This window comes from Comamonas squillarum, from assembly GCF_025309455.1.
Lineage (GTDB): Bacteria > Pseudomonadota > Gammaproteobacteria > Burkholderiales > Burkholderiaceae_C > Comamonas > Comamonas squillarum.
Map to the genome: position 1 here is coordinate 1,182,089 of NZ_CP104377.1, position 24,529 is coordinate 1,206,617.

General features: G+C 63.7%; 24 protein-coding genes and 1 pseudogene. 15 read left to right on the top strand and 10 right to left on the bottom strand.

What is annotated here, in order from left to right:
* Positions 1 to 70: 70 nt before the first annotated feature.
* Positions 71 to 190 (top strand): annotated as a pseudogene (locus N4T19_RS23320) (DUF4336 domain-containing protein); the annotation flags it as partial.
* A 26-nt stretch (positions 191 to 216) separates the two neighbouring features.
* Positions 217 to 681 carry a hypothetical protein gene (locus N4T19_RS05530; RefSeq protein ID WP_260719643.1) on the top strand — a complete coding sequence of 155 codons (465 nt, stop codon included), beginning with the start codon at positions 217 to 219 and terminating at the stop codon, positions 679 to 681.
* 12 nt (positions 682 to 693) lie between these two features.
* Here N4T19_RS05530 and N4T19_RS05535 read toward each other — a convergent pair whose 3' ends face one another.
* Positions 694 to 1,119: an Lrp/AsnC family transcriptional regulator gene (locus N4T19_RS05535; protein ID WP_116924455.1), complete on the bottom strand. Its 426-nt coding sequence runs from the start codon at positions 1,117 to 1,119 to the stop codon at positions 694 to 696.
* A 164-nt stretch (positions 1,120 to 1,283) separates the two neighbouring features.
* Between N4T19_RS05535 and N4T19_RS05540 the strand changes: the two genes are divergently transcribed.
* The 3 genes from N4T19_RS05540 to katG all read left to right on the top strand — a co-directional run bounded on the left by N4T19_RS05540 (position 1,284) and on the right by katG (position 5,866).
* The gene (locus N4T19_RS05540) at positions 1,284 to 2,375 is read left to right on the top strand and encodes an ornithine cyclodeaminase (RefSeq protein ID WP_260719644.1); all 1,092 of its coding nucleotides are present in this window, start codon (positions 1,284 to 1,286) and stop codon (positions 2,373 to 2,375) included.
* A complete protein-coding gene (rocF, locus tag N4T19_RS05545) occupies positions 2,359 to 3,333 on the top strand; it encodes an arginase (RefSeq protein ID WP_116924000.1) in 975 nt (324 codons plus the stop codon). The genes N4T19_RS05540 and rocF overlap by 17 nt, the downstream gene beginning before the upstream one ends.
* A 325-nt stretch (positions 3,334 to 3,658) precedes the next feature.
* Positions 3,659 to 5,866 carry a catalase/peroxidase HPI gene (gene katG, locus N4T19_RS05550; protein WP_182341682.1) on the top strand — a complete coding sequence of 736 codons (2,208 nt, stop codon included), beginning with the start codon at positions 3,659 to 3,661 and terminating at the stop codon, positions 5,864 to 5,866.
* Positions 5,867 to 5,922: 56 nt separating this feature from the next.
* On the opposite strand, the gene N4T19_RS05555 is transcribed toward katG, so the two are convergent.
* Positions 5,923 to 6,879 (bottom strand): LysR family transcriptional regulator, encoded by a 957-nt coding sequence (locus tag N4T19_RS05555; RefSeq protein ID WP_116924002.1) that lies wholly within the window; start codon positions 6,877 to 6,879, stop codon positions 5,923 to 5,925.
* 108 nt (positions 6,880 to 6,987) lie between these two features.
* Between N4T19_RS05555 and N4T19_RS05560 the strand changes: the two genes are divergently transcribed.
* The 6 genes from N4T19_RS05560 to N4T19_RS05585 all read left to right on the top strand — a co-directional run bounded on the left by N4T19_RS05560 (position 6,988) and on the right by N4T19_RS05585 (position 13,454).
* Entirely contained in the window at positions 6,988 to 7,521 is a 534-nt protein-coding gene (locus tag N4T19_RS05560; RefSeq protein WP_116924003.1) for a thiamine pyrophosphate-binding protein, read from the top strand.
* Positions 7,521 to 8,117 carry a thiamine pyrophosphate-dependent enzyme gene (locus tag N4T19_RS05565; protein ID WP_260719645.1) on the top strand — a complete coding sequence of 199 codons (597 nt, stop codon included), beginning with the start codon at positions 7,521 to 7,523 and terminating at the stop codon, positions 8,115 to 8,117. Before N4T19_RS05560 ends, N4T19_RS05565 begins: the two co-directional genes overlap by 1 nt.
* Before the next feature lie 106 nt (positions 8,118 to 8,223).
* On the top strand, positions 8,224 to 9,702 hold the full coding sequence (locus N4T19_RS05570; protein WP_260719646.1) for an aldehyde dehydrogenase: 1,479 nt from the start codon (positions 8,224 to 8,226) through the stop codon (positions 9,700 to 9,702).
* A gap of 67 nt (positions 9,703 to 9,769) precedes the next feature.
* Complete coding sequence (locus tag N4T19_RS05575) at positions 9,770 to 10,981, top strand: ABC transporter substrate-binding protein (RefSeq protein WP_116924005.1); 1,212 nt, start codon at positions 9,770 to 9,772, stop codon at positions 10,979 to 10,981.
* A gap of 80 nt (positions 10,982 to 11,061) precedes the next feature.
* Complete coding sequence (locus N4T19_RS05580; RefSeq protein ID WP_260719647.1) at positions 11,062 to 12,486, top strand: aldehyde dehydrogenase family protein; 1,425 nt, start codon at positions 11,062 to 11,064, stop codon at positions 12,484 to 12,486.
* Positions 12,487 to 12,539: 53 nt separating this feature from the next.
* Positions 12,540 to 13,454: an NAD(P)-dependent oxidoreductase gene (locus N4T19_RS05585; RefSeq protein WP_260719648.1), complete on the top strand. Its 915-nt coding sequence runs from the start codon at positions 12,540 to 12,542 to the stop codon at positions 13,452 to 13,454.
* A 70-nt stretch (positions 13,455 to 13,524) separates the two neighbouring features.
* Here the strand turns inward: N4T19_RS05585 and N4T19_RS05590 are convergent, their stop codons facing one another.
* The 4 genes from N4T19_RS05590 to N4T19_RS05605 form a co-directional block, all read right to left on the bottom strand.
* Complete coding sequence (locus N4T19_RS05590; protein ID WP_260720272.1) at positions 13,525 to 14,418, bottom strand: NAD(P)/FAD-dependent oxidoreductase; 894 nt, start codon at positions 14,416 to 14,418, stop codon at positions 13,525 to 13,527.
* On the bottom strand, positions 14,408 to 14,893 hold the full coding sequence (locus N4T19_RS05595) for an Rrf2 family transcriptional regulator (RefSeq protein ID WP_260719649.1): 486 nt from the start codon (positions 14,891 to 14,893) through the stop codon (positions 14,408 to 14,410). The genes N4T19_RS05590 and N4T19_RS05595 overlap by 11 nt, the downstream gene beginning before the upstream one ends.
* Positions 14,894 to 15,406: 513 nt before the next feature.
* Positions 15,407 to 15,580 (bottom strand): hypothetical protein, encoded by a 174-nt coding sequence (locus N4T19_RS05600; RefSeq protein WP_182341697.1) that lies wholly within the window; start codon positions 15,578 to 15,580, stop codon positions 15,407 to 15,409.
* Positions 15,581 to 15,694: 114 nt separating this feature from the next.
* Complete coding sequence (locus tag N4T19_RS05605; protein ID WP_021025885.1) at positions 15,695 to 16,597, bottom strand: LysR family transcriptional regulator; 903 nt, start codon at positions 16,595 to 16,597, stop codon at positions 15,695 to 15,697.
* Between the two features lie 98 nt (positions 16,598 to 16,695).
* On the opposite strand from N4T19_RS05605, the gene N4T19_RS05610 reads away from it, so the two are divergent.
* The 4 genes from N4T19_RS05610 (at position 16,696) to N4T19_RS05625 (ending at position 20,738) form a co-directional block, all read left to right on the top strand.
* Positions 16,696 to 17,649 (top strand): hydroxymethylglutaryl-CoA lyase, encoded by a 954-nt coding sequence (locus tag N4T19_RS05610; protein ID WP_182341703.1) that lies wholly within the window; start codon positions 16,696 to 16,698, stop codon positions 17,647 to 17,649.
* A gap of 58 nt (positions 17,650 to 17,707) precedes the next feature.
* Positions 17,708 to 18,913: a CaiB/BaiF CoA transferase family protein gene (locus N4T19_RS05615; protein ID WP_260719650.1), complete on the top strand. Its 1,206-nt coding sequence runs from the start codon at positions 17,708 to 17,710 to the stop codon at positions 18,911 to 18,913.
* A 65-nt stretch (positions 18,914 to 18,978) separates the two neighbouring features.
* The gene (locus tag N4T19_RS05620; RefSeq protein WP_260719651.1) at positions 18,979 to 19,974 is read left to right on the top strand and encodes a Bug family tripartite tricarboxylate transporter substrate binding protein; all 996 of its coding nucleotides are present in this window, start codon (positions 18,979 to 18,981) and stop codon (positions 19,972 to 19,974) included.
* 407 nt (positions 19,975 to 20,381) lie between these two features.
* Positions 20,382 to 20,738, top strand: a complete 357-nt coding sequence (locus tag N4T19_RS05625) for a VOC family protein (RefSeq protein ID WP_260719652.1) — start codon at positions 20,382 to 20,384, stop codon at positions 20,736 to 20,738.
* 17 nt (positions 20,739 to 20,755) lie between these two features.
* Here the strand turns inward: N4T19_RS05625 and N4T19_RS05630 are convergent, their stop codons facing one another.
* From N4T19_RS05630 to efeB, 4 genes are all read right to left on the bottom strand, one after another.
* Positions 20,756 to 21,262 carry a DUF6882 domain-containing protein gene (locus tag N4T19_RS05630; protein ID WP_260719653.1) on the bottom strand — a complete coding sequence of 169 codons (507 nt, stop codon included), beginning with the start codon at positions 21,260 to 21,262 and terminating at the stop codon, positions 20,756 to 20,758.
* A gap of 210 nt (positions 21,263 to 21,472) precedes the next feature.
* Positions 21,473 to 22,060, bottom strand: a complete 588-nt coding sequence (locus tag N4T19_RS05635; protein WP_260719654.1) for a L,D-transpeptidase — start codon at positions 22,058 to 22,060, stop codon at positions 21,473 to 21,475.
* Positions 22,061 to 22,183: 123 nt separating this feature from the next.
* Positions 22,184 to 23,023 carry an iron uptake system protein EfeO gene (efeO, locus tag N4T19_RS05640; protein WP_198424321.1) on the bottom strand — a complete coding sequence of 280 codons (840 nt, stop codon included), beginning with the start codon at positions 23,021 to 23,023 and terminating at the stop codon, positions 22,184 to 22,186.
* Between the two features lie 140 nt (positions 23,024 to 23,163).
* Positions 23,164 to 24,507, bottom strand: a complete 1,344-nt coding sequence (gene efeB, locus N4T19_RS05645) for an iron uptake transporter deferrochelatase/peroxidase subunit (RefSeq protein ID WP_260719655.1) — start codon at positions 24,505 to 24,507, stop codon at positions 23,164 to 23,166.
* Positions 24,508 to 24,529 lie beyond the last annotated feature (22 nt).

Here is a 24,529-nt window from a genome sequence, read left to right on the forward strand (position 1 = left end):
ACAGATCGCTGACAACCTCTGGAGCGCCACCCAACAGATCAGCGTGCACGGCCTGCCCGTGCGCACCCGCATGACCGTGGTGCGCCTGCCCGGCGGCGCACTGTGGCTGCATTCGCCCATTGCGCCCGCGCCCACGCTGCGCGCAGCCTTGGATGCACTGGGCGACGTGCGCTGGATCGTCGCCCCCAACCGCATGCACCACCTGTTTGCCGGTGCATGGCAGGCGCATTACCCGCTGGCAGCGCTATGGGGGCACCGGGCCTGGCGGCCAAGCGCCCGGACCTGCCCCAGCTGCACAGCCTGGACCAGGCATTGCCGGCAGCCTGGCAAAACAGCCTGCAGATGCAGCCCTTTGCAGGCCTGCCCATCCTGAATGAATGCGTCTGGCTGCACCAGCCCAGCGCCAGCCTGGTCGTGACCGATGTGCTGCAGTACTACCCGCAGGATTTTTCGCTGTCGGCGCGCCTGTTCAACAGCCTCAATGGCACGCGCAGCCGCCTGGCCATGCCGCGTGCACTGCGCTTTGCGATTCGGGACCGGACAGCGGCCAGCGCGGCGGCAGCGCGCATCTGCGCCTGGCCGGTGCAGCGTCTGGTGCTGGCCCATGATGCGCTCATCACTGAAGACGCTCAGCAGCAACTGAATCAGGCGCTGGCGTTTTTGCTGAGCGACAAGCCCTGAACAGAAGATCACTCAGGACACCCGAAAACTCTCCAGGTGGATGCTGGTCTCGCTGTTGCTGATGCCCTTGATCAGCCGGATGCGCTCGAGCACCTGCGACAGCGCCTCCAGGCTGGCCACCTGCAGCTCGGCGAGCAGATCCCAACGGCCATTGGTGCTGTGCAGCGCCGCCACCCCGGGCTCGCCCAGCAGGGATGCCATCACGCGCCGCGTGTCATTGCCGGTGATCTCGATGCTCATCCAGGCGCGCAGCACATCGGGCTGCACATCCGGGCGCAGGCGCACGCTGTAACCCACGATCAGGCCCTCGCGCTCCAGGCGGTCCATGCGGTTGGTAACGGTGCCGCGCGACACGCCCAGCTTGCCCGCCAAGGTGGCCACGCTCTCGCGCGCATTCTGGCGCAGCAGGCTGATCAAGGCTTGGTCAATATTATCGATATGCACAACACGGCCTGACTAATTGCTCTGGATCCTGTCATTTTCTACCATTTTTTGCACTTTGCTTTATAGCCGCTTGGACAGACACTGGTTACAGCCGCTGCAGCTGCGCCTTTTGGTGCGCGCAGCGGGCATGCCATAACGCAAAACCAGGAGCCATCATCATGACAACCCATCCAGGCCAAGTTGACTTTCTCAGCACCGATGCCGCCGCCACGCTGGTGCAACGTGTCGGCCTGACCGAGCTGCTGCGCGGCCTGGTCAGCGCGCTGGAGCAGGACTTCTCGCGCTGGCAAGACTTTGACAAGACCGCGCGCCTGGCCCACCACACGCCCGATGGCGTGATGGAATTGATGCCAGTGGGCGATGCCAGCCACTTTGCTTTCAAATATGTCAATGGCCACCCCAAAAATCCACAGCAGGGCATTGCGTCCATCATGGCCTTTGGTGCCTTGATGCGCAGCGACACCGGCGCGCCCATTTTGCTGAGCGAGTTGACCTTGACCACCGCCTTGCGCACTGCGGCCACTTCGGTGATGGCCGCCAAGCTGCTGGCACGGCGCAGCAGCCGCAGCATGGCGCTGATTGGGAACGGCTCACAGAGCGAATTCCAGGCCCTGGCCTTTGTCCGCCTGCTGGGCATTCAGTCGCTGCGCCTGTTTGATATCGACCCTGCCGCCACCGACAAGCTCATCCACAACCTGCAAACCCAGTTGCCCGGACTGCAACTGCAGCGCTGCAAGAACGCGGCCGAGGCTGTGCAAGGCGCCGATATCGTCACCACGGTTACTGCCGACAAGACCAATGCCACCATCGTCAGCCGCGCGATGGTCGAGCCGGGCATGCACCTGAACGCCGTGGGCGGCGACTGCCCGGGCAAAACCGAGCTGGACGCGGCGATTCTGCTGGACGCCAAGGTCTTCGTCGAATTTGCGCCGCAAAGCCGTATCGAAGGCGAGATCCAGCATATGCCCGAGGACTTTGCCGTCACCGAGCTGTGGCAGGTGCTGCGCGGCGAGCAAGCGGGCCGCCAGCACGAGGACGAAATAACAGTATTCGACTCGGTCGGCTTCGCGCTGGAAGACTACACCGCCTTGCGCTATATGCATGCGCTGGCCCGGGAGCACCAGCTGTTGCAACCGCTGGCCCTGCTGCCACAATTGCGCAATCCCAAAAACCTGTTCGCGCTGCTGCTGCCGCCCGACGTCCCCCATCACGACCACGAACAAGCCCACTGCCATGCCATCCCAGCCTGACCTCCTTCGCTCGCCCTCCACCGCCCTCAGTCTGATCGGCGTGCCCACCGACATCGGTGCCGGGCGCCTGGGCGCCGCGATGGGGCCGGATGCCTTGCGCGTAGCGCAACTGGGGCCCGCCTTGGCAGAGCTGGGCTGCGAGGTGCGCGACCTGGGCAACCTGGCGGGCCCGGCCAACCAGCGCAAGCCGCGCGATGCCGAGCATGGCAATCTGCGCAACTTTGGCGAAGCCGTCGCCTGGAACCGGGCGGTGCATGACGCCGTGCACGGGCAGCTGGCAGCAGGCCGCATGCCCTTGATGCTGGGCGGCGACCACAGCCTGGCGGTCGGCTCGATCAGCGCCGTGGCCCGCCACTGCCGCGACACCGGCAAGCGCCTGTTTGTGCTCTGGCTCGATGCCCATGCGGACTTCAACACGCCCGAGACTTCTCCCTCGGGCAATATCCACGGCATTCCGGTGGCCTGCCTCGCAGGCCTGGGCCCGCGCGAGCTGACGCACCTGGCCGGTTTTGCACCGGCGCTGGGCCCGCAGTCGCTGTGCCAGATCGGGCTGCGCAGTGTCGATGCGCAGGAAAAGCACTTGATCAAGACCCACAACATCGATGTGTTTGACATGCGCGCCATCGATGAGCTGGGTATGCGCGAGACCATGCTACGCGCACTGGCACCGCTGGCCGGTTGCGATCCCAGCCAGACCCATCTGCACCTGAGCTTTGATGTGGATTTTCTCGACCCCGAGATTGCACCGGGCACAGGAACCACCGTGCGCGGCGGCCCCAACTACCGCGAAGCGCAGCTGTGCATGGAGATGATTGCCGACACGGGCCTGCTCGGCTCGATCGACATCGTCGAGCTCAACCCGGCGCTCGACCTGCGCAACCAGACCGCCGAGCTGGTGGTGGACCTGGTGCAAAGCCTGTTTGGCAAAAGCACCCTGGTCAAGGATATGCGCAGCTGATCACAGCAGGGGCCAGCGCGCTCCTGCACACTGCGCTTCAGAGAAGCATTCTTGTAGTCATTGTCTGACAGCACCGATTCATGCAGCGGTGCTGTAATGGCGCATGTCTGCACTGGTCTTGCGCAGGTGCTGTCCACCCGCTCGCGGCGCCTGTGATTTTTCTCAATCACCGCGTTGCGGATATTCAATCAGCGCAAGCGTGTGGGGCAGCACCAAGGCGTTCATAATCAAAAAACATGGAATCCGGTATATTCATCGGAATTTCCTTTCATCGGATACCCCCGCGGTATCTGGCGTCCCGTCAGCTTGAACCGGAGAACCCCCCATGACCACAGAATCCAAGTGCCCCTTCCACAGCGCCACTGCACGCAACAGCGAAACGGCAGCCCAAGGCAATGGGACGACCAGCCAAAGCTGGTGGCCCAACCAGCTGCGTGTGGACCTGCTCAGCCAGCACCACCCGGCCAACAACCCTTTGGGCGCAGACTTTAACTACGCCGACGAATTCAAGAAGCTCGATTACGAGGCCGTCAAGCGCGACCTGCGCGCGCTGATGACCGACTCGCAAGACTGGTGGCCGGCCGACTTTGGCCACTATGGCCCGCAGTTCATCCGCATGGCCTGGCATGCCGCTGGCACCTACCGCGTGCAGGATGGCCGGGGCGGCGCAGGCCGTGCGCAGCAGCGCTTTGCGCCGCTCAACAGCTGGCCGGACAACGTCAATATCGACAAGTCGCGCCGCCTGCTGTGGCCCATCAAGCAAAAATACGGCAACCAGTTGTCCTGGGGCGATCTGATGATCCTGTGCGGCAACGTCGCGCTGGAGACCATGGGCTTTCGCACCTTTGGTTTTGCAGGTGGCCGCGTCGACACCTGGATGCCTGACCAGGATGTGTACTGGGGCGCCGAGAAGGAATGGCTGGCCACCAGCGACAAGGCCAACAGCCGTTACAGCGGTGAGCGTGACCTGGAAAACCCCCTCGCTGCCGTGCAGATGGGCCTGATCTATGTGAACCCCGAAGGCCCCGATGGCAATGGCGACCCGATCTCGGCGGCGCGCGACATCCGCGAGACCTTTGCCCGCATGGCCATGGACGACGAAGAGACTGTCGCGCTGATCGCTGGCGGCCACACCTTTGGCAAGACCCATGGCGCTGCGGAGGCGAGCCATGTGGGCGCCGAGCCCGAGGCCGATGGCATCGAAGCCCAGGGCCTGGGCTGGACCAGCAGCTTTGGCTCGGGCTCGGGGCGCGATGCGATCACCTCCGGCCTTGAAGTGACCTGGACGCAGACCCCCGCGCAGTGGAGCAATTTCTTCTTCGAGAACCTGTTCAAGTACGAATGGGTGCAAGAGAAAAGCCCCGCCGGTGCGATCCAATGGGTGGCCAAGGATGCCCCCGACGTCATCCCCGACGCGCATGGCGGCCCCCACAAAAAGCCCACCATGCTGACCACCGATCTGTCGCTGCGCCAGGACCCGGCTTACGAAAAGATCTCGCGCCGCTTTCTGGAAAATCCCCAGGCCTTTGCCGAAGCTTTTGCCCGCGCCTGGTTCAAGCTCACCCACCGCGACATGGGCCCGCGCAGCCGCTACCTGGGCCCCGAAGTGCCCCGCGAAGAGCTGGTCTGGCAAGACCCGATCCCGGCCGTCAGCCATCCGCTGGTCAATGCCGATGATGTGGCCAGCCTCAAGGCGCAGGTCCTGGCATCGGGCTTGAGCGTGCAGGAGCTGGTGGGCACTGCGTGGGCTTCGGCCTCGACCTACCGCGGCTCAGACATGCGCGGCGGCGCCAATGGCGCCCGCATCCGCCTGGCTCCGCAAAAGGACTGGGAAGTGAACCAACCCGAGCAACTGGCCAAGGTACTGGGCGTGCTCGAAGGCATTCAGCGCAGCTTCAACAAGGCCGCTGATGGTGACAAGCGTATCTCGCTGGCCGACCTGATCGTGCTGGCCGGCAATGCCGGTGTGGAGAAGGCCGCTGCCGATGCCGGTGTGCCCACCACCGTGCCCTTCCACCCCGGCCGCAGCGATGCAACGGCCGAGCAGACCGATGCCGCATCCTTCCAGTACCTCGAGCCCAAGGCCGATGGTTTTCGCAACCACCTGCAGGGCCGCTTTGCCGCGCCGGCCGAGGCACTGCTGATCGACAAGGCCCAGCTGCTGACCTTGACCGCGCCGGAGCTGACCGTACTGGTCGGCGGCCTGCGCGCCATCAACATCAACACCGCTGGCAACCCGCAAGGCGTGCTGACGGCCAAGCCCGGCACCTTGAGCAATGACTTCTTTGTGCACCTGCTGGACATGGGCACGCAATGGAAGGCCCAGGACGACGGCAGCTTTGTCGGCGTGGACCGCAAGAGCGGTGCCCAGCGCTGGACGGCCAGCCGCGTCGATCTGGTCTTTGGCTCCAATGCGATCCTGCGCGCCGTGGCCGAAGTCTATGCCCAGACCGGTGCCAAGGAAAAAATGGTCAAGGATTTTGTCGCCGCCTGGACCAAGGTGATGGAGCTGGACCGCTTTGACCTGAAGTAAGCCGCCGCCATAAAAAGCCGCCCGCCCATCCCTGCCGCAGGGATGGGCGGGCATTTTTATGGCGGGCTGGCCTTGGCTGCTGCTGCGGCCAGCCATTTGCCGCTGGGCCAGCCGCCCGAGGCAACGGCCGCCGCCAGAATCTCGCGCAGCACGGCCAAGGTGGCGCGTACCGGCTTGGTCATGCTGCGGTTGGCGGCATAGGCCAGCGCAATCACCCGCTTGAGCTCGGGCTCGGTCAACGGCGCGCCCTCCAACCTGCCGGCTGCCAGGTCGCTGACCACCGCAATCGGGGGCAAGATGGTGTAGCCCAGGCCATCGATCACCACGCTGCGCTGCACCGGCAGCGCATCGGTCTCCACGCAGATGTTGAGCTGCAGGTTCTCCAGCGCGCAGGCATGCTCGACCAGCAGCCGGATGCCATGCGGGTTGCTGGGCAGCACCAGCGCCCGGCCCGCCATATCGGCCATGCGCACGGCCGTGGCACCAGCCATGCCGCAGCCCTTGGGGCCCAGGCCCCACAACTCCTCTTCGATGAGCGGCTCCAGCACCAGATCGGGGTGTTTCTCAGCCGCATACAGCAAGGCCACATCGACCTGGCCGCTCACCAGCCAGGGCCTGAGCGTGCCGGCGTAGGCGACCGTCAGGCGCAGCTTGATGCCCGGGTAGCGGCTGGCCAGCGCGGCGACCAGCGCGCTGGAGACCACATCGCAGGTGCTGGGCAAGAGGCCAATGGTGACGAGACCCGTCACCTCGTCTTGCGTGCCCGCCAGTTGCAGCCGCGCTTTTTCCAGCTCGCCAAACGCGCGGCGTGCGTAGCTCGCCAGCTCCTGGCCCTGCTCGGTCAGCACCATGCCATGGCGCTCGCGCTCAAACAGCGCGCAGCCCAGGTCTTCCTCCAGCAGCTTCAGCTGGCGCGACACCGCCGGCTGCACCACATGCAGCAGCTCCGATGCGCGGGTCACGCTGCCGGTGTCGGCGACGGTCAAAAAGGCCTTGAGTTGCTTGAAATCCATGCTGCAGCCTCGATCAGATTGCGTGATAGTGATATCAAAAATGGTGATTATTCAAATCACATCATCACATTTTATGATGCCTTCACTGGTTCACAAAACGGAAAGCAGATGAACGCCAATCCCAACCCACCTCCCTGGCAAAAAGACATTTTTCAGGCCATCAAGGATGCCGGCGTGCAGCAAGTGGCCTATGTGCCCGATGCCGGCCACGCCTATGTCATCAAGAGCGCGATTGCCGACCCCGAGATCACCGATGTGGCGCTGACCACCGAAGAAGAAGGCGTGGCCGTGGCCGCTGGCGCCTGGCTGGGCGGCCAGCGCGCGGTGCTGCTGATGCAAAGCAGCGGTGTCGGCAACTGCATCAACATGTTCTCGCTGCTCAGCGCCGCCGACATCCCCTTTGTCACCATCGTCACAATGCGCGGTGAGTACGCCGAGTTCAACCCCTGGCAAGCGCCGATGGGCCGGGCCACGCAGGCCGCTATGGAGCTGATGGGCATCCATGTGATGCGCGTGCGCCGCCCCGAAGATGCGCAGGAGGTCGTCAGCGCGGCGCTCGATGGCGCCTTCATGGCCGGCGCCCGCATCGCCGTGTTGATTGGCCAGGACGTGATCGGCCGCAAGAAATGGGAGAGAAAGTAATGCAGACCCGCGAGAATTCCGCCGCCATGGACCGCCGCCTGTTTGTCGCGCGCCTGCTGGCCAAAACCACCGAGGCGCTGGTCGTCACCGGCCTGGGCTCGGCCTCCTACGATGTGTTTGCCGCCGGCGACCGTGACCACAACTACTACTTGTGGGGCGCGATGGGCGGCGCCTCGTCGGTGGCGCTGGGCATTGCGCTGGCCCAGCCCACGCGCCCGGTAGTGGTCATCACCGGCGACGGCGAGCAGATGATGGGCATTGGCAGCCTGGCCACGATTGCCGCCAAGTCGCCCGCCAACCTCAGCATCGTCGTGCTGGACAACGGCCACTACGGCGAGACTGGCATGCAAAAGAGCCATAGCAGCCTGGGCACCGACCTGGTGGCCGTGGCGCGCGGCTTTGGCATTGCCCAGGTGCAGCAGCTGCGCACCTTGGACGAAGCCGATGCGCTGGCCGCGCATATCAACGCCCGCAAGGCCACCACCTTTGTGCAGGCGTTGATCCATGCCGATGAGCCGCCCCGCGCGCTGCCGCCGCGCGATGGCCCCTTCATCAAGAACCGCTTTCGCAGCGCGCTGGGCCTGCAGCCGTTCTAGCCATAGCAGGGATGCCGCCCGGCATCCCTTCTCAGCTCTATCCAGCTCTCTCCAGCACTAGCCAGCACCACCCAGAGCTGCCCTCAGCCATCGAATGCCCTTTGCCATGAAACGCTACTCCCTTCAGATTGCCGGCCTGGCCCAGCCCCCCGCCAGCGGCCAATGGATTGCCAGCCTCAACCCCTACACGGGTGAGGCCTGGGCTGAAATACCCGATGGCAGCGCCGCCGATGTCGATGCGGCCGTGCAGGCGGCGCACCAAGCCTTTAGCAGCGGCGCCTGGCCGCAGCTGAGCGCGACCGAACGCGGCGCATTGCTGCGCAAGCTCGCCACCTTGATCGAGCGCGATGCCGAGAAGCTCGCCCGCACCGAAGTGATGGACAACGGCAAGCTGTTCGCCGAGATGCGCGGCCAGCTTCAGTACATCCCGCAGTGGTTCCACTACTACGCCGGCCTGGCCGACAAGGTGCAAGGGGCCACCTTGCCGCTGGACAAGAAAGGCTATTTCGCCTTTACCCGCCATGAGCCGCTGGGCGTAGTGGCTGCCATCACGCCCTGGAACTCCCCGCTGTTTCTGCTGGCCTGGAAGATTGCGCCGGCGCTGGCAGCCGGCTGCACGGTGGTGGTCAAGCCGTCCGAGTTCACCTCGGCCTCGACCCTGGAGTTTGCCGAGCTGTTCAATGAAGCTGGCTTTCCGCCCGGCGTGTTCAACGTGGTCACCGGCTATGGCGCGCAGGTGGGCAGCGCGCTGGTGGCGCACCCGCTGGTCGCCAAGGTCAGCTTCACCGGCTCCGATGTGACCGGCCGCGCGATCAACCAGGCGGCCGCCGGCCAGCTCAAGCATGCCTCGATGGAGCTGGGCGGCAAATCGCCCAACATCGTGTTTGCCGATGCCGATCTGGAGCAGGCCATGTATGGTGCTATCTCGGGCATCTTTGCCGCCACGGGGCAAACCTGTATCGCCGGATCGCGGCTTTTGGTACAGCGCAGCATCCACGATGCCTTTGTCGAGCGCCTGGTGGCTTTTGCCGCCACCGCCCGCATGGGCGACCCGATGAGCCTGGAGACCCAGGTCGGCCCGGTCACCACCCTGCCCCAGTACGAGAAAGTGCTGTCCTATATCGCCATTGCCAAGGCCGAGGGTGCCCGGGTGGTGCTGGGCGGTGCGAAAGCCAGCCGCGCCGAATGCGGCAAGGGCTGGTTCATTGAGCCTACCATCCTCACCGGCGTGCACAACGGCATGCGCATTGCGCAGGAAGAGGTGTTTGGCCCGGTGCTGTCGGTGATCCCCTTTGACGACGAGGCCGATGCGCTGCGCATTGCCAACGATGTGCGCTTTGGCCTGGCCGCTGCCGTCTGGACTAGCGATATCGGGCGCGCGCTGCGCATGTCCGAGCGCCTGCAGGCGGGCACCGTCTGGATCAACACCTACCGCGCCGTCAGCTTTATGGCGCCCTTTGGCGGCTACAAGGACTCGGGCCTGGGCCGCGAAAACGGCCAGAGCGCGATCTACGAATACCTGCAGACCAAGTCGGTCTGGATCAATAGCGGAGCGACCACGAGCAACCCCTTTGTACTGCGTTAGTTCCCGCGCCTAGCAGGTGACACAGAGCACCGCAGGCCTTTCGTTTAAAAACTCTAGGAGACAAACCATGAGAAAAGCACACGGCCCCCTGACTGCCGCGGCACTGGCTACGGCCGCCCTGCTCGCCACCGGCGCGCAGGCCGCGCCCGACAAGGTCAAGATCGCCTTCATCACCGACATGTCGGGCCTGTACTCGGACTTTGATGGGCCCGGTGGTCTGGACGCGATCCGCATGGCCGTGGCCGATTTTGGCGGCGAGGTGCTGGGGCGCAAGATCGAGATCATCTCGGCCGACCACCAGAACAAGGCCGACATCGCCGCATCGAAGGCGCGCCAATGGTGGGATAACGACAATGTCGACCTGATCATCGGAGGGTCGAACTCGGCCGTGTCGCTGGCAATCAGCAACCTGTCCAAGGACAAGAAAAAGGTGTTCATCAGCGCCGGCGCCGGTGCCGATTCGCTGACCGAAGAGGCCTGCCAGCCCTATATGGTGCGCTACACCTACTCCACCTCAGCGCAGGCACGCGGCACGGCCGCCGCGCTGGTGGGCCAGGGCTACAAGGACTGGTACTTCCTCACGTCGGACTACGCCTTTGGCCACTCGATGGAGCAGGCCGCGATCAATGTGGTCAAGCAAACCGGCGGCAATGTGGTGGGCGCGATCCGCCATCCGCTCAGCACCTCCGATTTCTCGTCCTATGTGATGAAGGCGCAAAGCTCGGGCGCCAAGGTGATGGGCCTGGCCAATGGCGGGGGCGACACGATCAACGCCATCAAAACCGCCAAAGAGTTTGGCATCGACAAGAAGATGAACGTGGCCGCGCTGATGGCCTTCATCACCGATATCCACAGCCTGGGCCTAGGCACCACCGGCGGCATGTACCTGACCGAGGGCTGGTACTGGGACATGAGCGATGCCTCGCGCGCATTCTCCCAGCGCTTCTACGACAAGAACAAGAAGATGCCCACCACCTTCCAGGCGGGTGACTACTCGGCCACCACCACTTACCTGAAGGCAGTGCAAAAGGCAGGCAGCACCGAGCCCGACCAGGTGATGGCCGCGCTCAAGTCGCTGCCCATCGATGACATGTTTGCCAAGGGCTACATCCGAGCCGATGGCGCCATGGTGCATGACATGTACCTGATGCAGGTGAAAAAGCCGGCCGAATCGACCAAGCCCTGGGACTACTACAAGGTGGTCAGCACCATCCCGGGCGACAAGGCCTATGCACCGTCCAAGGAAGGTGCCTGCCCGCTACTCAAGCCTGCGGCCTGAAGCCCGGCTCGCGCTTTCCGACTGACTGCGCTGCGCGCCCACCATGCGCGCAGCGCCACCTATTGCCTTGAGAGTGAGACATGAACGAGAACCTGATCAATGGCCAGTGGCTGGCCGGCGCCAGCACGATCCAAAGCTGGAACCCCTCTGACACCCGCGAAATGGTGGGCGAGTATGCGGCGGCCGATGCCCAGCAGATGCAGCAGGCCGTGGCCGCAGCGCGCGCCGCCTTTGGACGCTGGCAGCACACCACCACGCAGATGCGCTCGGACTTTTTGCAGCGCGTGTCCAACCAGATGATGGCGCAAAAGGAAAGCCTGGGCCTGCTGGTCTCGCGCGAAGCGGGCAAAACCTTGGCCGAAGGCCTGGGCGAGGTGGTGCGCGCCGCGCAGATCTTCCAGTTCTTTGCTGGCGAATGCCTGCGCTATGGCGGCGAGAGCCTGCCTTCGGTGCGGCCGGGCATCGGCGTGCAGATCAGCCGCCATGCGCTGGGCGTCGTGAGCCTGATCACGCCCTGGAACTTTCCGATCGCCATCCCCGCCTGGAAGATTGCCCCGGCGCTGGCCTTTGGCAACACCGTGGTGCTCAAGCCCTCGGAATACACGCCCGGCGTGGCCCATGCGCTCTTTCGCATTCTCGATGAGCAAGGCCTGCTGCCGGGCGTGGCCAACCTGGTCAACGGCAGCGGCAAGCATGCGGCGCAGGGGCTGCTGAGCGGCGTCGATGCGGTGTCGTTTACCGGCAGCGTGCATGTGGGCCAGAGCATTGCGCAGACCGCCATCGGCGAGATGATCCGGCTGCAGCTGGAGATGGGTGGCAAGAACCCGCTGGTGGTGCTCGATGACGCCGACCTGGATGTGGCCGTGGAATGCGCACTCAACGGCGCCTTCTACTCGGCCGGCCAGCGCTGCACGGCGTCGAGCCGCCTCATCGTCACCGAGCGGGCGCATGACCGCTTTGTCGAGGCGCTGACGGCGCGCATGCGTGCCATGGTCGTCGGCAACAGCCTGGACAAGACCACGCAGATCGGGCCGGTCATCAACCAGTCGCAGTTCGACAAGATCCAGCACTACCTGGACCTGGGCAGGCGCGAAGGCGCCGAGCTGGTCGAAGGCGGCACGCCAGTGCAGGCGGCGACCCCGGGCTACTTTGTGCGGCCTGCCCTGCTCACCGCAACCCACAACGCCATGCGCATCAACCAGGAAGAGATTTTTGGCCCGGTCGCCAGCGTCATCAAGGTCGCCGACTACGACGAGGCACTGGCCACCGCCAACGACACGCGCTACGGCCTGTCGGCCGGCATCTGTACCACCTCGCTGCGCGCTGCCAACCACTTCCGCCTGCATGTGCGCAGCGGGCTGGCCATGGTCAACCTGCCCACCGCCGGGCTCGACTACCACGTGCCCTTTGGCGGCACGCGCGCCTCCAGCTACGGCCCGCGCGAGCAAGGGCGCTATGCAGTCGATTTCTACACCAGCACCAAGACGGCCTACATCGCGTACTGAGCCCTCTTTCCATTCCCCATACCACTTAGAACTTTTCGCAGGAGACCCTCACCATGACAGACAGCATCGGTTTTATCGGCCTGGGACGCATGGGCCGCTCCATGGCCGCCAATCTGCAGAAAAAAGGCTTCAGCCTGTTGGTGGCCGACCTCAACCCCCAGGCCGTGGAGGCACTGGTCGCGCTGGGCGCCGAAGCCGCGAGCGTGCCCGACATTGCACGCCGCTGCTCGGTGGTCATCACCATGCTGCCTTCCTCGGTCGAGGTCGAGCAGATCGCCCAGGGCGCTGATGGCATCTTTGCCAACGCGCTGCCCGGCACCATCTTGCTGGACATGAGCACCATTGACCCGCTCGCCACCGACCGGCTCAGCAAAGCAGCCGCCGGCCGCCAGATGACTGTGGTCGACGCCCCAGTGGGGCGCCTGGCCGAGCATGCCGACCGGGGCGAGAGCCTGTTCATGGTGGGCGCGAGCGAGGCCGATTTCGCCAAGGTCAAACCGCTGCTCGATGCGATGGGCACCACTACCTACCACTGCGGCCCGGTGGGCACAGGCGGGCGCACCAAGCTGGTCAACAACTATGTGGCCATCACCTTGTGCCAGGTCAATGCCGAGGCGCTGGCCCTGTCGCAGCGCTTTGGGCTCGACATCAGCAAAACCCTGCAGGTGCTCTTGGGTACCTCGGCCAACAATGGCCAGCTGCGCATGAACTTTCCCAACAAGGTGCTGGCTGGCGATACTTCGCCGGGCTTTACCATCGATCTGGCGCACAAGGATTTGTCACTGGTCATCAGCGCCGCGCACGCGGCCCGTGTGCCTATGCCCGTGGCCGCTGCCGTGCATGAGTCCTTTAGCCTGGCGCGTGCCAGCGCGTTTGGCGGTATCGATTTTTCCGGCATGGCCGATGTGGTCTGCGAGCTGGCCAAGATCGAGCGGCCCCGCGTGCCCAAGGGCTGGAAGCCCAGCTGATCGCCGAGCAGCTGCAAGCCGCCCAGGAAGAAACGCCCGCCAGGGGCGTTTTCTGCATCCGGCCCTTGGCTCAGAGCATCGATGCGCGGTGCGCCGCCACCCCGGCCATCGCCCCATCGGCCACCGACAGCGCAATGCTGCCCGCTGCACGCGCAGCATCGCCGCAGGCAAACACATTGGCTACGCTGGTCTGCTGCATTGCATCGACCTGCACATAGGGGCCCATCGGGCCATCGGCCAGCACGCAACCGAGCTGCTGTGCCACGGGGCTCGCGGGTGTGGTGCGGGGCTGCGTGAACAGGCCCTGCATGGCCAAGGTCCGGCCATCGGCCAGCACCACATCCGCAAAGCCATCGATGCGCAGCACCGCTGTGGCCTCGATCTGGGTGCCGCGCCGCGCGAAATCCGCCAGATCCGCCGGCGTCGGCGCATAGACGCCGTTGAGGAACAAGGTGGTCGGGCCCCAATCGGGCAGCATCAGTGCATGGTGCTGGGCCAGCGGTGAGGCAGCAATCACACCAATCGCGCCGCCACCCACCTCGTAGCCATGGCAATACGGGCAATGGAACACGCTGTTGCCCCAGCGCTCGGCCAAGCCGGGCACGGCAGGCAGTTCATCGCGCACCCCAGTGGCCAGCACCAGGCGGCGCGCCACCAGCAACTGGCCGCCGACCTGCAGCGCCAGCTCGCCGCTGGGCAGCACCTGGGCCTGCTCGGCCTGGCCGTCGATCCAGCGCACGCTGGGGTATTGCAGCAATTGCGTGCGTGCCTCTTGCCACAGCTGGGCCGGCGCCATGCCGTCGCGCGACAAAAAGCCATGCGAAGTGCTGCCCGCCTCGTCCACAAAGCGGTTGCGGCGCAGGCCTGCATCGATGACGGTGACCTGGCGGCGCGCCCGTGCCAGCTGCAACGCAGCCGACATACCGGCATAGCTGCCGCCGACGATGGCGAAATCAGTGTGCATGTCCATGGTGGTCCTCTATACGGTGGGGGGTGGATGTTTTGGCCAGCCGGTGCGCACGCAGCGAAGCGCCGATCTGGGCAGACAGCTGCGCCAGGGTGATGCCGCCCAGCTGGGCCAGGAGCGAGGCCTCGGCCTCCTGCATCGCGCTGCGCAGCGAGCTGTTCACGACCTGTGCGACCAGGCACTCGGGGTGGTCCTCGCGAAAGCCCAGCGACACCAGCGACGGTGCGCCCAGCGCCTGGTGGATATCGCGCAGCGTCGTCTCGCCCCAGCCGGGCGCAATCAGCCAGCCGCCCCCATGGCCCTTGCCGGACGAGACCATGCCGGCATCGCGCAAGCCGGCCATCAAGCGCCGCAGCACCACTGGGTTGGTGTCCATGGTCTGCGCCAGGACCTCGGAGGTCAGCGGCGTCTGCGCCTCGGCCAGGTGCAGCAGCACATGGAGAACATCTGAAAACTGGCTGTTATGCTTCATGCAACTATTGTAGTTACATGAAATGAATCTGTGCCATCAGCTCTGCAAAGAACCATTACCCCCGCTAAGGTCAAGCGCTTGTTGTGATTTCTATCGACCTTGCAAGTTTTTGTCGGTTCTCCATGGGTTTTGAATTTTTCTCACTGAAGTTTGAACTCGGAGCGTTTTGAGCTCAGCCCGAGGGTGTGCAGGGGCGGCTTCCAGCCTGTCGCCGGCCCGTGAGACTGCTGATGCGCCTGGTCCATTCGAAACTAGGATGGCGGCTATCGGCCGGTAGAGGACAGCCGCAAGGCAGCTCCGATAGACGACTTCAGGCTGATTGCTGCCGGTCAGAATGCGGCATCGAACAGCCGCTGACGTCGAAACCTGCCAATCGCCATTGCCATACGCTTTTCCGTAAGGCATCACCGTTTTTCGCAATGTCGGCACGTGAAACACGAGCACTGTCAGGACCAACTCGCGGTTCTTGTCGCCGCTGCTATGAAAGACGTATCGGAAGCCGCTCTCGTGCGGTCACGCCACGGCGCGTTTGAAGTTGCCGTGCGCCTTGGCAACAGTGTCGATGCCGGTGAGAACGGTTGAGGTCTCAGTGCCACGATTGAAAACGAGGATCGCGGTTTTCCTATCGCGCCACGTGGTGTAGCCAAGCCGCTGGTCAATGGCCTCACCGAAGGCTTTCGGCCCCATTCAGAACTTGCACTCTGCGATGAAGACGTTGCGGTCGCCCTCGCGCAGGAGAATATCGGTCTTGCCCGCCCTATTGAAGGTCTCGCCCGTCGCCTTGCCCTGCAAGGCCTGCGGCTACTGCGCCGCCAAATGGTTCAACAAAGCCTTGGCCGCCGACGACAGCAAGGCCGCGTCCCGGTAGCTGATCGCAAACTGCCGCTTCGCCCAGCTGTCCGCCAGCGGAATCACCCGAACATCCGTGTTGGCGGCAAAGCTCAGTGCCACTTCGCGCGGCACCACGCTGATCGCCAGATTGGCCTGGACCACGCGCAGCGCGGCATCAAAGTTGGAGACGTGCACGCGGTGGCGCAGCGCCTTTCCTTCTTGTGCGGCGGCGCGGGTGAGCAAAATTTGCACTGCGCTCAACGCCGGCATGCTGACATGTTCGTAGTCCAGTACGTCAGAGAAGTGCACCGCTGCGCTTTGCGCCATGCGTGCGATGGGGTGGCTTTTGTGGGCCGCAATGGCCAGGTGGTCGCTGCTATACGGCTGGGTCTGCAGGCCGCTCAAATCGGCTGCGTCCCAGCAAATCCCCATGGCCGCACGCCCTTCGCGCACGCCGCGCACCACATCCGGGCTCACGCACTCCTCCAAAGTCACACGGATACTGGTGTGCGCGGGTTGCTGCAAAAAACTTGCGACATGGTCGGCCAAGGATTCGGCCATCACCGACGCCGTGACCAATACCCGTACCTGCCCCTGTACGCCCTTGCTATAGGCCGCCATTTCTTGCTGCATGTGGTTGGCGGCGGCCAGCATGGTGCGCGCATGCTCTAGCAAAGTCTCACCCGCCGCCGTGGGGCGCAGGCCGCGCCGTTCGCGGATGAACAAGGGCGCGCCCATCTGGTGCTCAAGCTGCGCCAGGCGCTTGCTGATGGCAGATGCCACCAGCGCCTCGGCCTGCGCCACACGGGCAATGCTGCGCTGCTCGCATACCTGCACAAACAGCCGCAGGTTCAGCAGACTCAGGTCATACATGATTTTCCTTTTTGGAACGAAACCGCTTCCGCATTGGATTATTGCTGATGCTTTGGAAAATCTAAAATCAGAGCCAACGACAAAAGCCAGGAGACACGATGACCGCCACCTCAACCCTTGCTACACGGCGCGCCAGCATTCGCGAAGTTGGCCTGCGCGATGGCCTGCAAAGCCTGGCCAGCATCGTCAGCACCGCCGACAAATGCGCCTGGATTGACGCCGCCTACGACGCCGGTATGCGGGAGATGGAGGTGGGATCGATGGTGCCCGCGCACCTGCTGCCCCAGCTGGCCGATACCGAAGCCGTTCTCGCCCATGCCTGCAGCAAACCCGGCTTGCTCGCCTCTGTCCTGGTACCCAACCTCAAAGGCGCCGAGCGCGCCTTGGCAGCGGGTGCGCAGTCCATGGTCGTGCCGTTGTCGGCCAGCCATGCGCACAGCCTGGCCAATCTGCGCAAAACACCTGACGATGTCGTGGCGGAAGTCGCCCGCATCCGCGCAGTGCGCGACGCAGCGGGCAGCCGCGCCCACATTGAAGGCGGCGTGGGTACGGCCTTTGGCTGCACGCTGCAAGGCGATGTGGCCGAAAGCGAGGTGCTGCGCCTGATGCAGGCCTTGCTGGACGCAGGCGCCGACCATGTGAGCCTGGCCGATACCGTGGGCTATGCCGACCCCGACAGCGTGCGCCGTTTGTTTGAAAAAGCCCGGAAACTGGTGGGCGACCGGCTGCGCACCGCCCATTTTCACGACACCCGCGGCATGGGTCTGGCCAACGCCTATGCGGCCTGGCAAACCGGCATCACCCACTTTGACGCCTGCCTGGGCGGCATTGGCGGCTGCCCGCATGCACCGGGTGCCAGTGGCAATGTGACCACCGAAGACCTGGCCTATATGCTGCAGCGCATGGGCATTGATTCGGGTCTGGATGTTCCCGCCCTTTTGCAGCTGCGCCAACGCATGCACGCCTGGCTGCCCAACGAGCGGCTGCACGGCAGCCTGTGGCAAGCGGGGGTGATTGCAGCACCCCAGGCCTCTACCGCCATTTGCCCTTAAGTTTTAGACCAAATCAACCGCTGACGCTCACCCCATGCGCGCTAGTAGCTATTAAAATATGAGTACTCCATCTCCCTCTCCATCGCTCCCACTCGCCGGTATCCGCGTGGTCGAATTCACCCACATGGTCATGGGCCCCACCTGCGGCATGGTGCTAGCCGACCTGGGGGCCGAAGTCATCAAGGTTGAACCTGTCGAGGGTGACCGCACGCGTTACTTGCTGGGTGCGGGCGCCGGCTTTTTCCCCATGTTCAATCGCAACAAAAAAAGCATTGCGCTGGACCTGCGCCAGCCCCAGGGACTGGAAGCTGCCATACGCCTGGCCAGCACGGCCGATGTAGTGGCGCAAAACTTCAAGCCCGGCGTGATGACCAAGTACGGCCTGGATTATGCCGCGCTGTCCAAGCTGAACGAGCGCCTGATCTATGTGAACCACACCGGCTTTTTGCCCGGGCCGTACGAGCACCGCACAGCGCTGGACGAGGTCGTGCAGATGATGGGGGGCCTGGCCTACATGACAGGCCGTCCCGGCGACCCGCTGCGCGCGGGCACCAGCGTGAACGACATCATGGGCGGCATGTTTGGCGCGATCGGCGCCATGGCAGCGCTGATGCAGCGGGCGCAAACGGGCCGTGGCCAGGAGATCGACTCGGCGCTGTTCGAGAACAATGTGTTCCTGGTGGGCCAGCACATGATGCAGTTCGCCGTGACGGGCGAGGCGGCCGAGCCCATGCCCAACCGTATCTCGGCCTGGTCGGTGTACGACGTGTTCACCGTCCAAGACGGCGAGCAGATCTTTTTGGCGGCCGTGAGCGATGCCCAGTGGCGCACCCTGTGCCAGGCCTTTGGCTGGGCCGATCTGCTGGCCAACCCGCGCTACACCACCAACAACGAACGCGTACGTGAGCGCCCGGCCCTGCTCGCCGATCTGCGCGCGCGCCTGGCACGCATGGATGTCGCACAGGTCGCCAAAATCTTTGAAGACAACGGCCTGCCCTACGCCCCCATCAGTAAGCCAGAACAACTGCTGGACGACCCGCACCTGCAGGCCACCGGCGGTTTGGCCGAGGTAACACTGACCGACGGCGAACGCGCCGGCCAAACCGCACAGACCACCTTGCTGCCGCTGCGCATGGCGGGCGAGCGCCTGACCGTACGCCAAAACCCGCCGCGTCTGGGCGAGCACACCGCCGAGTTGCTGGCCAGCCTGGGCTACGACGCCGCGCAGATCAGCGCCATGCAGGCCGCCCAGGCAGCTGCATAATGCTACTAATATAAGAGCATAAAATCCTTTATAGACAGGCGAAAAGCCGCAATCAGGAGACAAACATGCACCCCACCCGCCCATTCACCCGCCGCACCGTACTGGCCATGGCGCTGGCCAGCCTCACTAGTGGCGCCTTGCCCGCGCTGGCGCAAACCAAGCCGGCAGGGCACGACAAAGCGCTGCGCGTCATCTTGCCGCTATCGGCGGGCTCGGGGGCCGACGGCGCCATTCGCGCCATCAGCACGCCCATCAGCAAAGCCCTGGGCCAGACCCTGGTGATTGAGAACCTGCCTGGCGCAGGCGGCATCACCGGCACGGCGCAGATTGTGCGGGCGTCCAAAGATGGGGACACTATTGGCATCGTCAGCAACAACCACGTCGTCAACCCCAGCCTGTACAAAAACATTCCCTTTGATTCGATCAAGGACATCGCGCCCATCACCATCATCGGCACCACGCCCTTTGTGCTGGTGGCCAACCCCAAGGTGCCTGCACGTACTGTGCAGGAGCTGATTGCCCATGCCAAGGCCCATCCCGGCACGCTCAACTACGGCTCATCGGGCAATGGCACCATCCTGCATTTGGGCGCTGCCATGTTTGTCGAGCAGGCACAGATCGATGTGCCCCACATCCCCTACAAGGGCACGGGCCAGCTGATGAATGACTTGCTCAGCGGCCAGGTGCAGCTGGGGGTGGTGGCGGTCGCACCCGCCATGGCCCACATCAAGGCCGGGAACCTGCGCGCCATCGGCATCACCAGCGCCAAACGCAGCGCCAGCCTGCCCGATGTGCCCACCATTGCCGAACAAGGCCTGCCGCAGTACGAGCTGGACGGCTGGATCGCCGCCATTGCCCCAGCGGGTGTACCCAAGACAGAAATAGATCGCCTCTACCAGGGCTTTGTGCAAGGCATTGCCTCCCCAGAAGCCCGCGAAGCGCTAATCGCCCAGGGCTACGAAATCCAGCTCACCCCGCCGGATGTGGCGACCCGTTTTATGGCGAGCGAAAAGCTGCGCATGCAGGCGGCGGTGAAAGCCGCGCAAGTCAAAATGGATTGAGACCGCAGATGGATCGAACTCCTCCAACAAAAGGCAGATTCAGACTGCTCTACGCTTTTGAGACTGTCTTTTCGCACGGAGTTGCTACTATGAAACCTTGGATCGCCACCGCTGCCCTAGGTGTTTGGCCCCGGCATTTGATGGATCGGATTCATTTTGAATCATTCGGGCTCGGATGACGAAAGCGAGGACGGCAATCGCTGCGCTGCTGTAGTTCAGCTTTGTGAAGCGGCCCGCTGCAACGGGTTGTGAATTCAACCGGTCAATGCAACACAATATCTGCCTTAGGCTGAATGAGTGTTTGTATGAAGCAAACACCGCGGATGTACTGCACCGAAGCTCACGCCCCGCTGCGCCATGCCACAATCGCGCAGCCCACCACCTCCCCCTCAAAGCAAAGAATAGCCTTGTTCAAAAAACTGGACTCCGTCGTGCTGTTTGTCGCCGATATCGATGCCGCAGCCGCCTGGTATGCCCAGCTCTTGGGCACGGAGGTGCAGCACGAGAACGCGCACTATGCCTTTGTGCAGGGCCCGGGGCTGTTGATCGGCTTTCATCCCGCCGATGGCAAATGCCCGGGCGGGGTGGGCGGCACGACGGTGTACTGGGAGGTGGCTGATCTGGGCGCTGCTATCGAGCGCCTGCAGGCCCATGGCGCGCGGCTCTACCGGGGGCCGATGACGACCAGCCTGGGGGCCACAGCGGCCATGCTGCTGGACCCCTTTGGTTGCAGCCTGGGCTTGCACTGCCGAGCAGTTAGCTAGCTGCGGGCGGCAAACCTTTACTGCAGCGCCTGGTCCGGGTTCTGCACCACCTGCAGATGCAGGATGCTGAAGTACAGCGTGATATCGCCTTGCTGGTCGATAAAGGTGCCAATGGCGCGCTGCAGCCGGGCGGCAATGCAGAGGCACTCGGTTGCCTCGGGCCGGCCGCCGGGGATGCTTGCGGTGGTCAGCAAGGCCAGCTGGTGCTCGCGGCCAAAGTCGTGGACGACCTCCAAGGCCTGGCCATGCTGGGCGGGGATATTGGCATTGGCCCAGCTCCACACAAAGCTGCCTTCGCTCTCGCTGCTGGTACCCACCAGGCAGACGGTGCCCTGCACCTCATGCAAGGGCGCCTGCAGCACCAGGCTGGCGGTTTGCAGATCCCAGTGGTAGTGCGGTGCGCTCTGCAGGCCAAACTGGCGGGGCCACTCGGTATTGCGGGCCATCATGGTCTCGACGGCTTCGCGGCTCCAGGCGGCCCAGTCGGTCTCGCCCCCTTTGGGGCTGGTGGTGGTGTCGTTCATAGCGCTAACGGTTCAAAATGCAGCCGCCATTGTCGGCCAATCTAAGAACCTGTTCAAAGTCTCTACGCAGCCGCGTTGGAGTGCAATCGGGATGAGTTCGAAGGGATGGAACGCAGCTTGCACCAGGGTGCAAGCAAGGGCCAGCGCGCAGAAATCGCCCGATTTCACTCCAATTCAATCGCTTACGCGCCACCCTCAGACGGGCTTAGCTCATTCAATGTGCACGGCAATGCCGGTAGGGACAAGCGAGAAGAGGTCGACTATCTCGTCATTTCTCATACGTATGCATCCATGCGAAACCGGTCTTCCAATTAAATGCTCGTCGGCTGTGCCATGGATGTAGATGAATCTTCTCAAGGTGTCCAAACTGCTTGCGCGATTGATGCCGTATTGCAACCCTTCTAACCAGAGGATGCGTGTCAAGATCCAATCGCGGTCCGGAAAGCGTTCTGCGAGTTCCGGATTAAATATCTCGCCGGTGGGTCTTCGCCGCCGAAACACTGCGCCCGTAGGACATCCCTCTCCTATCTTTAACCGAATGCGTTGGTCGCCGGTAGGCGTGCAATAGCTACCAGTTTCGCAACCCGTTCCGTTCGCTGCCGTCGATACATCGTAATGACGTTCAACGCCATTGGCCAACGCTAAATGAAGCGACTGCCGTTCGACCGAAACGTGTATATGCGCGGGCATTTCGATGGAGGAAAGCACTTGTACAAGCATCGTTCGGCGACCCAGTTGGAAGTTGAACCGAGAGCAGCATATCGCCAACTCTGAAATTGTTCCAGCCAGCGCCGTCATTGGTAAACCTGCTGTATCTGGCTTCTACGTAGTCCAGCGACATGCGGCACTGAAGTCATCATGGAATAAAAAAACCGCCCCTTGCACAGGGGCGGTCCATCGTTCAGCAAGCTGAGGGCGCTATCAGTTCAGGCCAAGCATGCCGCGCAGCTTGGACAGGTCTTCGGCCAGCGTGTTCACGCGGCCGGCCAGGATCTTGCGGTCGGCCTCATTCAGCTTGGTGTACAGCTCAAAGCTGCCATCGGGCTTGCGGTACTTGGCCAAGATGTCGAACACGGTCTTGAAGTTCGATGCGGTCTTCTCGACAAAGGCCTTGTCCTTTTTCTCGACCAGGGGGCGCAGCAGTTCAAAAATCTTGTCCGCACCTTCAAAATTGGCCTGGAAGTCGTCCAGGTCGGTGTGGCTGTAGCGCTCTTCTTCACCCGAGATCTTGGTGGCAGCCACCTCTTCCATCAGCACGGCTGCGCCGCCCACGACCTTTTCAGGCGGGAAGGTCAGGCCGCTCACGCGCTTTTGCAGCTCCTTGGCGTCGGCCAGCAGCTTGTCGGCAAAGGGGGTCAGGCCCTTGGTGCTCTTCTCGACCCACAGGCCGTACTCGATGCGGTGGAAGCCGGTGAAGCCCGGGTCCTTCTCGGCTTTTTCATGGTCATCGGCGCGCGAGTCCATGCTCTTGTCCAGATCGGCAAACAGCTCGGCGATAGGCTCGATGCGCTCATAAGGGCGACGCACGGTGGCGTACATCTTCTTGGCTTCTTCGACCTTGCCGGCCTTGACCGCATCGGTAAAGGCCTGCACACCCTTGACCAGCTCGCGCAGGTTGGTGTTGACGTACAGCTTGTACTCGGCCAGCGGCTTGACCAGCTCCAGCGCAGACACGCCGTCTGCTGCCCAGCTGGACAGGGGAATGACGCTGGCACTGCCGGCCAGCAGCAGGCCTTGCAAGAATTGGCGACGCATGGACATACGAGAACTCCTAGATACTGTTAGATTGATAATTTTTGGCTTCCAGCATCCCAATGCCAGACCCAGGCTGGCGTCCTTCATGAAGATGGACGCGCCCAGGCCTTGCAGTACAGACACCAGTGGCTGGTTAGGAAACGAGATCAGGCCTTGGCGGCAGCGGCCAGCAGGCCGCGTCCCAGCCAGTCATGGGCGTCGGCCACGCCCGGCAGCACATAGAAAAAGCCGCCGCCAATGGGCTTGATGTATTCTTCGAGCGGCTCGCCGTCGAGCCGCTTTTGCACCGTGACAAAGCCCTTTTCCAGATCGGCCTGGTAGCAGATGAACAGCAGGCCCATCTCCAGCTGGCCCGACTTGGTCACGCCATTGGAGTAGTTGAAGGGGCGGCGCAGGATCAGGTTGGCCTCGCTGCCGTGGTTGCGTGGGTTGGCCAGGCGGATATGCGCATCCATCGGCGTCTTCCTGCCTTCGGGGTCGGCCGCATAGTCGGGCGTGTCGTGCTCGGTCTTCTTGCGCGCATCCAGCGGCGCACCGCTGTCCTTGTCACGGCCCATGATGGCCTCTTGCTCGCCCAGCGGCGTGCGGTCCCAGCGCTCGACAAAGTTGCGGATGATGCGCACGGCCTGGTAGCTGCCACCAGCGGCCCAGGCGGGCTCGTCCGACTCGGGCTGCACCCAGACAATGCGGCGCATCATCGCGTCGTCATCGGACTGGGGGTTGGCCGAGCCATCACGGAAGCCCAGAAAGTTGCGCGCGCTCTCAGCGGGCTGGCCCACGGCGGCGGGGATCGGCGGCACCGAGCCCTCCTGCTTCCAGCGCACCATCAGCAGATCGGGCAGGTTCTTGATGATGTCGCGCAGCGCATGGATATTGGTGTCGGGCGTGTTGGCGCAGAACTGGATCGACAGATCGCCATGGCAGAGCGCGGCCTGCAGCGCGTCATTGGGGTGCTGCTGCATGGGGGTGAGGCGCTTGGGGCAATGGTTCTTCAGACCAAAGCGGTCATCAAACAGGCTGTGGCCCACGCCGACGGTCACCGTCAGTGCATCGGGCTGCACCACCGGGCCCAAAATGCCCGAGCCGGCCGGCGGCAGCTTGGGATCGAGCACTGGTTGCGCGCCGCCCTGGGTCAGAAAGTGGATGCGCTCGGTCAGGGTTTTGAACAGGCGCTCGAGCTCCGCCTGGTTGCTGGCCAGCACATCAAAGCTGACCAACATGCCGGCCAGCGGCCGGGGCGTGACGATACCGGCCTGGTGCTTGCCGTAGAACGGCACGCGCTGCTGCGACACACTGGTGTGCGGCGCATCGGCCACCTGGGTGTTGCCGGGCGAGGCGTCTTCCGCAGCCATCGCCTGGCGTGCAGGCATGCCCGCCAGCACGCCGGCGCCCATGACGCCAGCGGCTTCCCCCAGCCAGCGCCGCCTGGCGGGGTCGGTGCTGCCCGGAGCTGCGGATTGAGACGCGTTCCTGTTCTTGAACAAAGACATGTGGTGCTTTCTGAGTGTTATT

Bases quoted from the DNA above. Each gene is read 5' to 3' on its own strand.
- N4T19_RS05560 (WP_116924003.1), top strand. From the start codon at position 6,988: ATGAACGCCAATCCCAACCCACCTCCCTGGCAAAAAGACATTTTTCAG.
- N4T19_RS05575 (WP_116924005.1), top strand. From the start codon at position 9,770: ATGAGAAAAGCACACGGCCCCCTGACTGCCGCGGCACTGGCTACGGCC.
- N4T19_RS05570 (WP_260719646.1), top strand. From the start codon at position 8,224: ATGAAACGCTACTCCCTTCAGATTGCCGGCCTGGCCCAGCCCCCCGCC.
- efeB (WP_260719655.1), bottom strand. From the start codon at position 24,507: ATGTCTTTGTTCAAGAACAGGAACGCGTCTCAATCCGCAGCTCCGGGC.
- N4T19_RS05555 (WP_116924002.1), bottom strand. From the start codon at position 6,879: ATGGATTTCAAGCAACTCAAGGCCTTTTTGACCGTCGCCGACACCGGC.
- katG (WP_182341682.1), top strand. From the start codon at position 3,659: ATGACCACAGAATCCAAGTGCCCCTTCCACAGCGCCACTGCACGCAAC.
- rocF (WP_116924000.1), top strand. From the start codon at position 2,359: ATGCCATCCCAGCCTGACCTCCTTCGCTCGCCCTCCACCGCCCTCAGT.
- N4T19_RS05580 (WP_260719647.1), top strand. From the start codon at position 11,062: ATGAACGAGAACCTGATCAATGGCCAGTGGCTGGCCGGCGCCAGCACG.
- N4T19_RS05630 (WP_260719653.1), bottom strand. From the start codon at position 21,262: ATGAACGACACCACCACCAGCCCCAAAGGGGGCGAGACCGACTGGGCC.
- N4T19_RS05610 (WP_182341703.1), top strand. From the start codon at position 16,696: ATGACCGCCACCTCAACCCTTGCTACACGGCGCGCCAGCATTCGCGAA.
- N4T19_RS05585 (WP_260719648.1), top strand. From the start codon at position 12,540: ATGACAGACAGCATCGGTTTTATCGGCCTGGGACGCATGGGCCGCTCC.
- N4T19_RS05590 (WP_260720272.1), bottom strand. From the start codon at position 14,418: ATGCACACTGATTTCGCCATCGTCGGCGGCAGCTATGCCGGTATGTCG.
- N4T19_RS05595 (WP_260719649.1), bottom strand. From the start codon at position 14,893: ATGAAGCATAACAGCCAGTTTTCAGATGTTCTCCATGTGCTGCTGCAC.
- N4T19_RS05615 (WP_260719650.1), top strand. From the start codon at position 17,708: ATGAGTACTCCATCTCCCTCTCCATCGCTCCCACTCGCCGGTATCCGC.
- N4T19_RS05605 (WP_021025885.1), bottom strand. From the start codon at position 16,597: ATGTATGACCTGAGTCTGCTGAACCTGCGGCTGTTTGTGCAGGTATGC.
- N4T19_RS05530 (WP_260719643.1), top strand. From the start codon at position 217: ATGGCAGGCGCATTACCCGCTGGCAGCGCTATGGGGGCACCGGGCCTG.
- N4T19_RS05600 (WP_182341697.1), bottom strand. From the start codon at position 15,580: ATGGGGCCGAAAGCCTTCGGTGAGGCCATTGACCAGCGGCTTGGCTAC.
- N4T19_RS05635 (WP_260719654.1), bottom strand. From the start codon at position 22,060: ATGACGGCGCTGGCTGGAACAATTTCAGAGTTGGCGATATGCTGCTCT.
- N4T19_RS05620 (WP_260719651.1), top strand. From the start codon at position 18,979: ATGCACCCCACCCGCCCATTCACCCGCCGCACCGTACTGGCCATGGCG.
- efeO (WP_198424321.1), bottom strand. From the start codon at position 23,023: ATGTCCATGCGTCGCCAATTCTTGCAAGGCCTGCTGCTGGCCGGCAGT.
- N4T19_RS05540 (WP_260719644.1), top strand. From the start codon at position 1,284: ATGACAACCCATCCAGGCCAAGTTGACTTTCTCAGCACCGATGCCGCC.
- N4T19_RS05565 (WP_260719645.1), top strand. From the start codon at position 7,521: ATGCAGACCCGCGAGAATTCCGCCGCCATGGACCGCCGCCTGTTTGTC.